The following is a 12,516-nucleotide window of genomic DNA, read 5'->3' on the forward strand; positions in this document are numbered from 1 at the left end:
CCCCCTGCCGGCGCAACCCGGACCCGGGCGGCAGGCACCTGGAGGGGTCCGGCTCAGCGTTGACCGGTCGCAGCGTTCAACTGGTCCACACGGTTGGCCACGCGGTTGATGCGGCAGGACTGCGCGTCCAGCATCTGACCCTGGCCTTCGGTGCGCGGATCCCAGGTGCAGTAGCGGTCAGTGTCGGCCCACCACGCGGCCTGCGCGTCCATCCAGTCATCCTTGGCCTTGCTGTCCGGGCGGGCCACCTGCGTTGCGACGATCGCCGCCAGCCGGTCTTCCTGGTAACGCAGTTCTTCATCGCCACAGGCCTGCAGCGCGGGGGTCACGGCGTCGGATGCTTCCACGCAGGCGGTGTAGCGCGGGCGCAGCGTGGCCTTGTTGTACGAATCATCCGGACGCCGGGCCGGCATGTCATCCTCGGCATCGCCCCCGGCCGCTGCCGCAACCGGCGTCAGCGTCAGCGCCTGCAGCTCGACCGCACGGTTGGCATAACGGTTGAGGCGGCACGACATCGCATCCAGCGTCGGTCCGATATGGTCACTGGCGGGCGCGCAGTGTTTTTCGGTGTCTTCACCCCAGTAGGCCTGCTCATCCATCCAGCGGTCCTTGGCCGGACCGTCCGGGCCGGCCATCAACCGCGACACCTGTGCGGCCAGCTGTTTCTCCTGGTAGGCGAACTCGGTGGCATCGCACGCCATAAGCTTGTCATTCATGCCCCGCGCATCCTGCACGCAGCGGATGAACTGCGCGCGCAGCGGTGCCTGGGTGAAGGACGTATCCGCCGGGCGACTCTGCGCCAGCAGGGCGTCGGCGCGGTTGGCCACGCGCATCAGTCGGCACTCCTGCGCCCGCTGCATGACACCGACATCCGCTTGGGCCGCGGCGGTGCAGTAACGGTCGGTATCGCGGCGCCAGTCTGCCTCGGTCGCCAGGAACGCCGCCTTGGCCGCGTCATCGAGGCCTGCCACCACCGTGCGGGTCGCGTCCTGCAGTCGCTGCTGCTGATAGGCCAGTTCTTCCCGGCCGCACGCCTGCAGGGTGGCCGCGTCGTCTACACCATCCACGCAGTAGCCGTAGGCCGGGCGCACGCGCCCTTCGCTGTAGGAGGCGTCGGGATACCGGGGCGCATCGTGCGCGGTCGCTTCGTGCGTCGCGGCGGGCGTGGCGTCGGTCGACGCGGTGGACGAAGACGCCTGACAGCCGACCAGCGTCGCGCATAGCAGCAGCACTGCACAGCGTCGGCCCGGCAGCCCACGTTCGTGGCCCATGCGGAGTGTTGTTGCCTGCATCACCTGCGTCTCCCTGCGAGTGGACGGCAGCTGCCGTTCCAGGCGGGGCCGTCCATCGGCCCCATCACCCCGGCCATGCTAAGGCAGCTCCCGCAGCACGTGCCTGACTGGATTCATGTTGCGTGAACGCGGTCGCAGAACCCTGTTTCGAAGGCCTCCCGCCATGGCGGTCTCCCCTCGTTGACGGCCCAGCCCCCGGGCTGCGGGGTATAGTCCTGCGTTCGCCATGGAATGGATATGTGAAAGCGATGAAACAGCACACGCGGATGAGCATGACCCTGACCGCCCTGACGATGGCGGTGCTGGCCATTGGCACCGCCAGCGCGGCGCCGGCCACCAGCGGCCTGAGTTCCACCTTCAGCGCCTGCCGCGACAACGCGCAGGGCGCCATCGAACAGGCGGCCTGCCTGTCGGCGGAAACCACCCTTCAGGACCAGCGCTTGAACCGGGTCTACACGCAGCTGCACGCCCGCCTGAGCGGCGACAGCCGTACCAAGCTGGTGAATGCACAGCGCGCATGGCTGCAGTCGCGCAGCCGCGACAGCGAGCTGGATACCGCCCTGTATGACAACTCGCAGGTGGGCAACCTGCAGAGTGGACTGGATGATGTGATGCGCCTGAGCGCACGCGCCGACCAGCTGCAGAAGTATCTGCAACTGCTGGACTGAGCCGGCGCAGGGCTGGGCGTCCCGCGCGATGCCCGGCGTCGACGCGCCGCCGGTGCCAGCGCATCGCCCACGCCGGCCACATGTCAGTGGCCGCCGCCGCGGCCGCCCACCTGTTCGATCAAGGTATGGCTGGCGGCGTTGAGACCCACCACGGTCACCTGTGCTCCGTGCGCAGCCAGCTTTTCCTGCGCGCGCTCCAGCGCGGCCACGGCGGTCAGGTCCCACAGGTGGGCCTCACGCAGGTCGATCTGCACCTTCGGCGCCACGTGCTGGTAGTCAAAGGCGGCTCCCAGCTGGCCGGCCGAGGCGAAGAACACCTGGCCACGCACGCGGTAGACCTGTTCGTCGCCCACGGTTTCACGCTGCACGTCCAGCATGCGGCCGACCTTGCGGGCGAAGAACAGCGCCGACAGCAGCACGCCACTGAGCACGCCCTTGGCCAGGTCATGCGTGGCCACGGTAACCACCACGGTCAGCAGCATCACCGCCGAGGAACTGCGCGGGTGCGTGCGCAGGTCGCGCAGCGAGCGCCAGCTGAAGGTGCCGATGCTGACCATGATCATCACCGCCACCAGCGCGGCCATGGGAATCTGCCGCACCAGATCGCTGCCGTACACCACCAGTACCAGCAGCAGCACGCCGGCCACCAGGCAGGACAGGCGGCCGCGGCCACCGGAGGTCACGTTGATGACCGACTGGCCGATCATCGCGCAGCCGGCCATGCCGCCGAGGAAACCGGTGATCGTATTGGCCACGCCCTGGCCGACGCACTCGCGGTTGCGCTCACTGGGCGTTTCGGTGATGTCTTCGACGATCTGCAGGGTCATCATCGATTCCAGCAGCCCCACCACGGCCAGCGTGGCCGACACGGGCAGCAGGATGCGCAGGGTCTCCCAACTGAAGGGCACATCGGGGATGAGGAAGTGCGGCAGGCTGTCGGGCAGCTGGCCCATGTCGCCCACGCTGCGTACGTCGATGCCGAAGCCGATGACCGCGGCGGTAAGCACCACGATCGCCACCAGCGGCGACGGCACCGCGCGGGTGATGCGCGGCAGCAGGTAGATGATCGCCAGCGCCGCCGCGCACAGCACGTACACAGTGGGGCCGCGGCCGATCAGTTCCGGCATCTGTGCCAGGAAGATCAGGATTGCCAGCGCGTTGACGAAGCCGGTGATGACCGAGCGCGAGACGAAACGCATCAGCGAGCCCAGCTTGAACACGCCGGCCAGCACCTGCAGCAGCCCGGCCAGGATGCTGGCCGCGAACAGGTACTGCAGACCGTGGTCCTTCACCAGATCGACCATGACCAGGGCCATGGCGCCGGTGGCGGCGGAGATCATGCCCGGGCGGCCACCGGCAATGGCGGTGACCACGGCGATCGAGAAGGCCGCGTACAGGCCTACCTTGGGGTCGACGCCGGCGATGAGCGAGAAAGCGATGGCCTCGGGAATCAGGGCCAGGGCGACGACCATGCCGGACAGCAGGTCACCACGGATGTTGCCGAGCCATTGCTGGCGCAGGGGATAGGACGTTTGCATGGGAAAACTCCGCGCGCACGGGGGCTTGGCCACGTGGCGCTGCAGTGGAAAGACACGGGTTCCTGAGCCGGGCGGGCCGGCTGCCGAGGTGCGGCAAGGGTCAGGGTGGCGTGATCACTGCAGGCGGGGTCGGTACGTGGGAAGGGGCGCAGTCTACGGGAACCGGCGCGGCGGGGATAGCGCGGGCGTGGCGGAAACGCAGCCGAGCATGGCCCGGCCCTACAATCGAACCATGGCCACCATCCGCCCGCATTTCTTCGATCCCAGCAGCGAACAGGGCGTGCTGCGCCTGTCCATCGCCGCCTCGCTGCTGCTGGCCGCTGCGGCCGTGGTGTTCGGGCTGCTGGCCAATTCCTCGCTGATCATCTTCGATGGCATCTACGGCCTGATCGACGTGGTGATGACCTGGCTGTCGCTGCTGGTAACCCGGCTGATCGCCCTGTCCACCAATACCGATGCGCTGCAGTCACGGTTGAACCAGCGCTTCACCATGGGCTTCTGGCACCTGGAGCCGATCGTGCTGGGGGTCAGTGGCACGCTGATGATCGGCGCGGCGCTGTACGCGCTGGTCAACGCGGTGGATGCGCTGATGTCCGGCGGCCGGCAAATCGCACTGGGCCCGGCCATCATCTTCGCCGGCCTGTCCATCGTGGCCGAAGGCGCCCTGGCGTGGTTCATCGTGCGCGCCAACCGCCGCATCGGCTCGGAGTTCATCGCGCTGGACGCGAAGAACTGGGTGATCGCGGCCAGCATGTCGGCCTGCTACCTGGTCGCGTTCCTGGGCGGCGTGCTGGTGCGCGGCACGTCGTTGGCGTGGGTCGGGCCGTACATCGATCCGGCCATCCTGGCCTTCGTCTGCGTGCTGGTGATGATTGCCCCGCTGGGCACGGTACGGCGGGCGCTGGCCGGCATCCTGCTGGTCACCCCGCCGGAACTGCAGGCACACGTGGATACGGTGGCACGCGATGTGGTGGCCCGGCATGGCTTCGTCGAACACCGCAGCTACGTGGCCCAGGTGGGGCGCGGCGAGCAGATCGAGCTGTTCTTCGTGGTGCGCGAGGACGACCCGCCGCGGCCGCTGCTGGAATGGGACCGGCTGCGTGACGAGATCGGCGATGCGCTGGGCGAGGCCTCGCCGGACCGCTGGCTGACCATCATGTTCACCACCGACCGCGAATGGACGATCTAGCACCGCCGGACGATCTATCAATATTTGCGGACTCACTGTCACCCATCGTCCACGCGGAACGGGCAAAGTAGCTTCATCGCAACACCCACCCACTCACCAGGAGCATCCCATGTCCATCGAAAAGGTTCTGTACACCGCCCAGGCCACCTCCACCGGCGGCCGTGAAGGCCGTTCGGTCTCCTCCGACAACGTGCTGGACATCCAGCTTTCGACCCCGCGCGAGCTGGGCGGCGCCGGCGGCCCGGGCACCAACCCGGAACAGTTGTTCGCCGCCGGTTATTCGGCCTGCTTCCTGGGCGCACTGAAGTTCGTGGCCGGCCAGGCCAAGGTCGCCCTGCCCGCCGACACCACCGTGACCGGCAAGGTCGGCATCGGCCAGATCCCGACCGGTTTCGGCATTGAAGCCGAGCTGACCATCAACGTGCCGGGCGTGCCGCGCGAGCAGGTGGAAGAACTGGTGCAGAAGGCGCACATCGTCTGCCCGTACTCCAATGCCACCCGCGGCAACATCGACGTGACCCTGATCGTTGCCTGACCCCAAAAAAATGGGCGGATGCCGGTCGAAACCGGGCATCCGCCCATCCCACCTCGGGTGGGCCCCGGCACAGGGCCGGGGACGCATTCGCTTATTTGTCGCTGGTGATCAACTGCACCACGCTGGAGAAATCCAGCTTGCCGCGGCCGGCCTGGTGGTTCATCGAATACAGGTTACGGGCCACTTCGCCCAGCGGGATCGAGGCGCCAACGCTCATCGCCGCTTCCACGGCCAGGCCCATGTCCTTCAGCATCAGATCGCTGCCGAAGCCGCCGCTGTAGCCGCGCGAGGCCGGGGCGTTTTCCAGCACGCCCGGCCACGGGTTGCACACTTCGGTGGCCCAGCTGCGGCCGGTGCTGACCGCCATCATCTGCGACAGCACCTTCGGGTCCAGACCGTGCGCCACGCCCAGGGCGATGGCTTCGCCGGTGACGGCCATGATCACGCCCAGCGCCATGTTGTTGCACAGCTTGGCCACCTGGCCGGCGCCGCTGGCACCGACGTGGAAGATGTTCCTGCCCATCGCCTGCAGCACCGGGCGCGCACGTTCCAGCGCGTCCTCTTCGCCACCGACGATGAAGGTGAGCGTGCCGGCCTGTGCGCCGGCGGTACCGCCGGACACCGGTGCGTCCAACATCTGCAGGCCGCGCGCAGCGGCGGCTTCAGAGACCTTGCGCGCACTGGCCGGTGCAATGGTGCTGCAGTCGATGACCAGTGCACCGGCCGGAATGGCGGCCAGGATGCCGTCATCGCCCAGGTACACGCCTTCGACGTGGCGGCTGGCCGGCAGCATCGAGATCACCACTTCGACGTCGGCCAGGGTGTCGCGCGCCGACGGCGCGGCGCTGGCACCGGCATCGACGGCGGCCTGGACCGCGGCCGGCACCAGATCGAACACACGCACGGTGTGGCCGTTCTTGACCAGATTGGCGGCCATCGGGCCACCCATGTTGCCCAACCCGATGAATGCAATGCGGCTCATGCAAGGCTCCTTTCAGCAAGCGGAGTGCCCAGGTCGGCCAGCGGGTGCGCGGCCTCGGCCCAGGGGGAAACAAAGAAGGTGTCGGCCCACGCGGCGGTGGCCTCGGCCAGGGTGGCCGGGTTCCACTGCGGGGTGCGGTCCTTGTCGATCAGCAGCGCGCGGATGCCTTCGGCGAAGTCGCCACGGGCGGCGCAATGCAGCGCGGTGATGTATTCCAGACGGTACACGCTGGCCAGATCCTGGCCGGCACTGCGGCGCTGCAGTTCGAAGGCGAGCCGCGCCGAACCGGGAGCGCCGGCGGCGAGCGTCTTCTGTGCGGCCTGCAACCAGGCATCGTCACTCTGCAGGTGCGCGATGCGGTCGATGATCGCCACCAGGTCATCACCTTCGCACAGCGCATCGACCTGCGCGGCGTTGGCCAGCAGCGGGCCGGTGGCCGCGTCGCTGGCATGCGACTGCAGCAGATGATCCAGGCGTTCGTGGTTGTGCGCGGCATCGCCCGACCAGGCCACCTGCAGCAGCGCATCGAACACCGCGCTGCGGCGTTCTTCGGCAACGTGCACGTCGGCCAGGCCGGCGTAGATGGCATCACCGGGGTTCAGCAGCGCGCCGGTCAGGGCCAGGAACAGGCCGCCCTTGCCCGGCACGCGCGGCAGCAGCCAGCTCCCGCCGACATCGGGGAACAGGCCGACGGTGATTTCCGGGAAGGCCAGCTTGGAACGCTCGCTGACCACGCGGTGGCTGGCGCCGGACATCAGCCCGATGCCGCCGCCCATCACGATGCCGTGGCCCCAGCACAGGATCGGCTTGGCGTAGGTGTGGATGAGGTAATCGACGCGGTACTCGACGTCGAAGAACTCGGCGGCGTAGTCGTTTTCGCGGATGTCGCTGTGGCCGGCCTCGCGGAAGGCGACCATGCTCTTGTACAGGCTGTGCAGGTCACCGCCAGCGCAGAACGCCTTTTCACCGGCCCCCTGCAGCACCACCAGCGCGATGCCGTCATCGTCGGCCCAGATGGTGAGCTGCTTCAGCAGCAGGTGCGCCATCGGCAGCGAGAACCCATTGAGCGTGCGCGGCGCGTTGAGCGTGGCGATGCCGATGCGCGTGCCGTTGCCGGCCACGCGCTCTTCGAACAGCACCGGTGCTTCATCGGCAACGGTGTCGGTGCTCATGCGTTCTTCCACTGCGCGGCGCGCTTTTCCAGGAAGGCGCTCACGCCCTCGACCTGGTCGGCCGTGTCGAACAGATCGACGAAGGCTTCGCGCTCGGCCACCAGCGCCGAGGCGTGGGTGCTGGTGCGGGTGGACTGCACCAAGGTCTTGCAGGCGGCGATGCTGGTCGGGCTCTGCTTGCCGGCCTTCTTCGCCCACTCCAGCGCCAGCGACATGGCTTCGCCCTTGCCGACCTTTTCTTCGGCCAGGCCAATGCGCACGGCGGTTTCAGCGTTGATGCGCTCGCCCAGCAGGATCATGCGCTTGGCCCAGCCCTCGCCGACCAGGCGCGGCAGGTTCTGGGTGCCACCGGCGCACGGCAGCAGGCCGACGGTGGCCTCCGGCAGCGCGACCTGGGCGTGGTCTTCGATGATGCGCAGGTCGCAGGCCAGCGCGCATTCCAGGCCACCGCCCATGGCGTAGCCGTTGATGGCGGCGATGGACACGCCACGGAAACCGGACAGCGCTTCGAAGGCTTCACCGAAACGGCGTGCGGCCTCGCGTGCGGCGGCCTTGTCGCCCGAGGCGAACTGGTTGAGGTCGGCACCGGCGGAGAAGAACTTCTCGCCGTCACCGGTGATCACCAGCGCGTAGATGTCGCGGTCTGCGTTGAGCGCGCCCACCAGGTCGCGCAGCGCGGACAGGCTGTGCACGGTCCAGGTATGCGCCGGCGGGTTGTGCAGGGTGACCACGGCGGTGTGGCCATCGGCCTCGACCTTCAGGCCCACGTGCTCCTGGGTACGCCAATCCTTCATCGCAGTTCCTCTTCGGTGTTGAGCAGGTGGCGGGCCACGATCACCCGCATGATCTCGTTGGTGCCTTCCAGGATCTGGTGCACGCGGCTGTCGCGCAGCAGGCGCTCGATCGGGTATTCGCGGATATAGCCGTAGCCGCCGTGAATCTGCAGCGCTTCGTTGCAGATCCTGAAACCGGCATCGGTGGCGAAGCGCTTGGCCATCGCGCACCACACGTTGGCATCGCTGGCACCGGCGTCGAGCTTGCGCGCGGCCGAGTGCACCATCTGCCGCGCGGCGACCAATTCGATGGCCATGTCGGCCAGCTTGAACTGCAGCGCCTGGAAATCGGCCAGCGCCTTGCCGAACTGGCGGCGCTCGCCCATGTAGCGGCGTGCGGCATCCAGCGCGCCCTGCGCGGCACCCAGCGAGCAGGCAGCGATGTTGATGCGGCCGCCGTCCAGCCCCTTCATCGCCAGCTTGAAGCCGCCGCCTTCCTCTCCCAGAAGGTGGCTGGCCGGCACGCGCACGTTTTCGAAGGTGATGCCGCGGGTGGGCTGGCTGTTCCAGCCCATCTTCTCTTCCTTGCGGCCATAGCTGATGCCTGGCAGGTCGGCCGGCACCGCGATGGCGCTGACACCGCCGGCACCGGCACCGCCGGTACGCGCCATCACCACCAGCAGTTCGGTGGCACCAGCGCCGGAAATGAAGGCCTTGGAGCCGTTCAGCACATAGAAGTCGCCATCGCGCGCGGCGGTCGTCTTCAGCGAGGCCGCATCGGAACCGGCGCCAGGCTCGGTCAGGCAGTACGAGGCCAGCTTGCTGCCCGAGGACAGATCGGTGCCCCACGCATCACGCAGTTCGGCCTGGCCCCACTTGGACACCATCCACGAAGCCATGTTGTGGATGCTGATGTACGCCGCAGTCGACGGATCGACGTTGGCGAGCTCCTCGATGACGACGGCGGCGTCCAGGCGGCTGAGGCCGCTGCCGCCGACTTCCGGGTCCATGTACAGACCGCAGAAGCCCAGTTCGCCGGCCTTGGCGATCGCCTCGCGCGGAAAGATGCCCTCCGCATCCCATCGCGCGGCGTGCGGTGCCAGTTCGGCCTGTGCGAAGTCACGCGCGGCTTCGCGGTACGCCTGCTGCGCTTCTTCCTGGTCCGTCGTCATCGAGTGGCTCATGGCTGCTCCCGCCCTTACTTCAGGCTGATGGTGGTGTTGACGCCGTGGCTCAGCGTCTCGTCATCGAACCAGCGTGCGGTGACGGTCTTGGTCTGGGTGTAGAACAGCACCACCTGCTTGCCGTACGGGCCCAGGTCGCCCAGCTTGGATGCGCGCGAACCGGTGAACGAGAACAGCGGCACCGGCACCGGAATCGGCACGTTGATGCCGACCTGGCCGACGTCGATGTCTTCCTGGAACTTGCGGGCGGCAGCGCCGGACTGGGTGAACAGCGCGGTGCCGTTGCCGTTCGGGTTGCTGTTGACCATGGCGATGGCCTCGTCCAGCGTTTCCGCTTCAAGGATGACCAGCACCGGCCCGAAGATTTCTTCCTGGTAGATGCGCATGTCGGTGGTGACACCGGCAAAGATGGTCGGGCCGACGAAGTTGCCCTTCTCGAAGCCATCGACCTGAGGCTTGCGGCCATCGAGCACCAGCTTGGCGCCCTGCTCCACGCCCGAGGCGATCAGGCCTTCCACACGCTCGCGGGCGCTGCAGGAAATGACCGGGCCGACGTCGGTGCCGGAGACGGTGCCGCCGCTGACCTTGAGGGTCTTGGCCTTGGCCACCAGGTCCTGCACCCAACCGCGCGCTTCGCCGACCAGCACCAGGGTGGAGGCGGCCATGCAGCGCTGGCCGGCCGCACCAAAGGCGGCGCCGACCATCGCGTTGAGGGTCTGTTCCTTGTTCGCGTCCGGCAGCACCACGGCGTGGTTCTTGGCGCCCATCATGCACTGCACGCGCTTGCCGGCCAGCGAGGCGCGGTTGTAGACGTGGGTGCCGACGCGGGTGGAACCGACGAACGACACGGCCTTGATGTCCGGGTGGTCGCAGATCGCGTTGACCACTTCCTCGCCACCATGGACGACGTTCAGCACGCCCTTCGGAATGCCGGCTTCCAGCGCCAGTTCGACCAGGCGCATGGTCACCATCGGGTCCTGCTCGGACGGCTTGAGGACGAAGGTGTTGCCCGTGGCGATGGCCATCGGGAACATCCACAGCGGGATCATTGCGGGGAAATTGAACGGGGTGATGCCGGCGCACACGCCCAGCGGCTGCATAATGCTGTAGGTGTCCACGCCGTTGGCCACGTTGTTGGCCAGCTCGCCCAGCTGCAGGTTGCCGATGGCGGCAGCGTGCTCGACCACTTCCAGGCCGCGGAACACATCGCCTTCGGCGTCGGGCAGGGTCTTGCCCTGTTCGGCGGTGAGGATGTGGGCCAGCTCGCTCATGTTCTCGCGGATCAGCTGCTGGTACTTCAGGAAGATGCGCGCGCGGGTGCCGATCGGGGTCTTGCGCCAGGTCTTGAAGGCTTCCTTGGCGGCGGCCACGGCGGCATCCACTTCGCTGGTGGTGGCGAACGGCACCTGCGCCAGCACGTCCTGGGTGGCCGGGTTGACCACGTCCTGCCAGTGGGAGGTGGCCGATTCGATGAACTGGCCATCGATCAGCATGCGGATACGGGGCGCTGCAACGGTCATGACGACAATCCCACGGGCTCGAAAGATGCTTGGCATTATTCACAGCAGGCGCCTCGATTTCCGGCCTGAATCCGCTTAATCTGGCCAACACGCCAGACGATTCCTGTTAATTCTGTGAATTTCCAGCCTTCACAACGCCAACTGGGCCTGCGCCTGCTGCGACTGCGCGAGCAGCGCGGCTACAGCCAGGTGGACCTGGCCCGCGCCCTCGGCCTGTCGGCCAGCTACCTGAACCAGATCGAGCGCAACAAGCGCCCGCTGACGCCGGCCGTGCAGAAGAAACTGGGCGAGGTGTTGGGCGATGTTTCAGCCCTGTTCGACGACGATGAGCCCGCTGCACTGCAGGAGTCGCTGGGCGAGACCCTGCGCGACCTGGGCCTGGCCGACGTGAGCGCCACCGAACTGCGGGCCCTGGCCGGCAACCTGCCGCAGGTCAGCCGCGCGCTGCTGGACCTGCACCGCCGCCACCTGGCCCTGCGCGAGCATGCCGCCGCGCTCGAGTTCCAGCTGGGCGAGCCGGGGGCCGGCAGCACCCTGCCGGCCGGTGACCAGGTGCGCGAGTTCTTCAACCGCATGCACAACCACATTCCCGAACTGGACGAACTGGCCGAGCGCCTGTTCGCCGAATGGGGGCTGGCACCGGGCCACGTGGCGCCGCGCCTGCGCCAGCTGCTGGCCGACCGCCACGGTGTGCTGGTGGAAGTGGCCGCGCTGCAGGCCGGGCGCGAGAAGCGCCAGTACGACGCCGGCAGCCGCACGCTGTGGCTGCCGGATTATCTGGAGCCGGGCCAGCAGGCGTTCCAGATGGCGGCCGAGCTGGCCCTGCGCGGCTACCTGCCGCAGATCGATGCGGTGGTGGCACGCGCCGGCTTCCACGATGACGCGCGCATCGCGCAGGCACGCATTGGTCTGTCGAATTATTTCGCCGGTGCGCTGGTGATGCCGTACATGCGCTTCCTGCGTGCGGCCGAAGCCAGCAGCTACGACATCGAACTGCTGGCGCACCAGTTCGGCGTAGGCTTCGAGGCGGTCTGCCATCGATTGAGCACGCTGGCGCGGCGCAGTGCGCCGGGGCTGCCGTTCTTCTTCATCCGCGTGGACCGTGCGGGCAATGTGTCCAAGCGCCATTCGGCGACCGACTTCCATTTCTCGCAGGTGGGTGGGTCGTGCCCGCTGTGGATCGTCTACGAGGCGTTCAACCAGCCAGGGCGGATACTGACGCAGACCGCGCGCATGCCCGATGGGCGGCGCCACTTCTGGCTGGCGCGGCAGGTGAGCAGCGGGCCGGTGGGGCATGGGCAGCCGCGCAAGACGTTTGCGGTGGCGCTGGGCTGTGATCTGCAGCATGCGGAACGGTTGGTGTATTCGCTGGGGCTGGATGTGCAGAGCCCGGGGAACTCGGTGTCGATCGGGCCGGGGTGCCGGGTGTGCCCGCGGGAGGACTGCATGCAGCGCGCGTTCGCGCAGTTGCCGGGGAGGTAGGTATTTCTGCAGGGCTGCGCCCTGCATCCCCGTAGAGTCGAGCCATGCTCGACTGAAGCAACGTCAAAAGCGGGCATTCCGTGTTTGGGCGGGGCGGTGTCGGATTGCGGGGACGCCGTTAACCCCTCCATGAAGTGACCCCCTGAAGTTGGACAGGTGGGGGATCAGGCGGCCAGTGCGG

The 12,516-nt window shown here is 67.8% G+C and carries 11 protein-coding genes; 4 read left to right on the plus strand and 7 right to left on the minus strand.

Features of this window, described 5'->3' with window-relative positions; translation table 11 throughout:
• Nucleotides 1-53: 53 nt before the first annotated feature.
• Nucleotides 54-1,271, minus strand: a complete 1,218-nt coding sequence (locus tag RTY46_RS11640; protein ID WP_312708516.1) for a lysozyme inhibitor LprI family protein — start codon at nucleotides 1,269-1,271, stop codon at nucleotides 54-56.
• Nucleotides 1,272-1,564: 293 nt separating this feature from the next.
• On the opposite strand from RTY46_RS11640, the gene RTY46_RS11645 reads away from it, so the two are divergent.
• The gene (locus tag RTY46_RS11645) at nucleotides 1,565-1,960 is read left to right on the plus strand and encodes a lysozyme inhibitor LprI family protein (RefSeq protein ID WP_312708517.1); all 396 of its coding nucleotides are present in this window, start codon (nucleotides 1,565-1,567) and stop codon (nucleotides 1,958-1,960) included.
• Nucleotides 1,961-2,043: 83 nt separating this feature from the next.
• Here RTY46_RS11645 and RTY46_RS11650 read toward each other — a convergent pair whose 3' ends face one another.
• Nucleotides 2,044-3,498 (minus strand): SulP family inorganic anion transporter, encoded by a 1,455-nt coding sequence (locus RTY46_RS11650; protein ID WP_312708519.1) that lies wholly within the window; start codon nucleotides 3,496-3,498, stop codon nucleotides 2,044-2,046.
• 208 nt (nucleotides 3,499-3,706) lie between these two features.
• On the opposite strand from RTY46_RS11650, the gene RTY46_RS11655 reads away from it, so the two are divergent.
• Both RTY46_RS11655 and RTY46_RS11660 read left to right on the plus strand, forming a co-directional pair.
• Nucleotides 3,707-4,687, plus strand: coding sequence for a cation transporter (locus RTY46_RS11655; RefSeq protein ID WP_312708520.1), 981 nt, complete (start codon nucleotides 3,707-3,709; stop codon nucleotides 4,685-4,687).
• 109 nt (nucleotides 4,688-4,796) lie between these two features.
• The gene (locus tag RTY46_RS11660) at nucleotides 4,797-5,222 is read left to right on the plus strand and encodes an organic hydroperoxide resistance protein (protein WP_004153735.1); all 426 of its coding nucleotides are present in this window, start codon (nucleotides 4,797-4,799) and stop codon (nucleotides 5,220-5,222) included.
• Nucleotides 5,223-5,313: 91 nt separating this feature from the next.
• On the opposite strand, the gene mmsB is transcribed toward RTY46_RS11660, so the two are convergent.
• Genes mmsB through RTY46_RS11685 form a run of 5 tightly spaced genes read right to left on the minus strand, consistent with a single transcriptional unit; the run spans nucleotide 5,314 to nucleotide 10,853 of the window.
• Nucleotides 5,314-6,204, minus strand: coding sequence for a 3-hydroxyisobutyrate dehydrogenase (mmsB, locus tag RTY46_RS11665; RefSeq protein ID WP_312708521.1), 891 nt, complete (start codon nucleotides 6,202-6,204; stop codon nucleotides 5,314-5,316).
• On the minus strand, nucleotides 6,201-7,376 hold the full coding sequence (locus RTY46_RS11670) for an enoyl-CoA hydratase/isomerase family protein (protein ID WP_312708522.1): 1,176 nt from the start codon (nucleotides 7,374-7,376) through the stop codon (nucleotides 6,201-6,203). Before RTY46_RS11670 ends, mmsB begins: the two co-directional genes overlap by 4 nt.
• Nucleotides 7,373-8,170: an enoyl-CoA hydratase gene (locus RTY46_RS11675; protein WP_312708523.1), complete on the minus strand. Its 798-nt coding sequence runs from the start codon at nucleotides 8,168-8,170 to the stop codon at nucleotides 7,373-7,375. The genes RTY46_RS11670 and RTY46_RS11675 overlap by 4 nt, the downstream gene beginning before the upstream one ends.
• Nucleotides 8,167-9,333 carry an acyl-CoA dehydrogenase family protein gene (locus RTY46_RS11680; protein WP_312708524.1) on the minus strand — a complete coding sequence of 389 codons (1,167 nt, stop codon included), beginning with the start codon at nucleotides 9,331-9,333 and terminating at the stop codon, nucleotides 8,167-8,169. The genes RTY46_RS11675 and RTY46_RS11680 overlap by 4 nt, the downstream gene beginning before the upstream one ends.
• A gap of 14 nt (nucleotides 9,334-9,347) precedes the next feature.
• Nucleotides 9,348-10,853: a CoA-acylating methylmalonate-semialdehyde dehydrogenase gene (locus RTY46_RS11685; protein ID WP_312708526.1), complete on the minus strand. Its 1,506-nt coding sequence runs from the start codon at nucleotides 10,851-10,853 to the stop codon at nucleotides 9,348-9,350.
• Nucleotides 10,854-10,967: 114 nt separating this feature from the next.
• Between RTY46_RS11685 and RTY46_RS11690 the strand changes: the two genes are divergently transcribed.
• Nucleotides 10,968-12,335 carry a short-chain fatty acyl-CoA regulator family protein gene (locus RTY46_RS11690; protein ID WP_312708528.1) on the plus strand — a complete coding sequence of 456 codons (1,368 nt, stop codon included), beginning with the start codon at nucleotides 10,968-10,970 and terminating at the stop codon, nucleotides 12,333-12,335.
• Nucleotides 12,336-12,516: the final 181 nt, after the last annotated feature.

Origin of the sequence: Stenotrophomonas sp. (assembly GCF_032056425.1) — a bacterium.
Classification (GTDB): domain Bacteria; phylum Pseudomonadota; class Gammaproteobacteria; order Xanthomonadales; family Xanthomonadaceae; genus Stenotrophomonas.

Bases quoted from the DNA above. Each gene is read 5' to 3' on its own strand.
- RTY46_RS11645 (WP_312708517.1), top strand. From the start codon at position 1,565: ATGACCCTGACCGCCCTGACGATGGCGGTGCTGGCCATTGGCACCGCC.
- mmsB (WP_312708521.1), bottom strand. From the start codon at position 6,204: ATGAGCCGCATTGCATTCATCGGGTTGGGCAACATGGGTGGCCCGATG.
- RTY46_RS11655 (WP_312708520.1), top strand. From the start codon at position 3,707: ATGGCCCGGCCCTACAATCGAACCATGGCCACCATCCGCCCGCATTTC.
- RTY46_RS11640 (WP_312708516.1), bottom strand. From the start codon at position 1,271: ATGGGCCACGAACGTGGGCTGCCGGGCCGACGCTGTGCAGTGCTGCTG.
- RTY46_RS11650 (WP_312708519.1), bottom strand. From the start codon at position 3,498: ATGCAAACGTCCTATCCCCTGCGCCAGCAATGGCTCGGCAACATCCGT.
- RTY46_RS11685 (WP_312708526.1), bottom strand. From the start codon at position 10,853: ATGACCGTTGCAGCGCCCCGTATCCGCATGCTGATCGATGGCCAGTTC.
- RTY46_RS11675 (WP_312708523.1), bottom strand. From the start codon at position 8,170: ATGAAGGATTGGCGTACCCAGGAGCACGTGGGCCTGAAGGTCGAGGCC.
- RTY46_RS11660 (WP_004153735.1), top strand. From the start codon at position 4,797: ATGTCCATCGAAAAGGTTCTGTACACCGCCCAGGCCACCTCCACCGGC.
- RTY46_RS11670 (WP_312708522.1), bottom strand. From the start codon at position 7,376: ATGAGCACCGACACCGTTGCCGATGAAGCACCGGTGCTGTTCGAAGAG.
- RTY46_RS11680 (WP_312708524.1), bottom strand. From the start codon at position 9,333: ATGAGCCACTCGATGACGACGGACCAGGAAGAAGCGCAGCAGGCGTAC.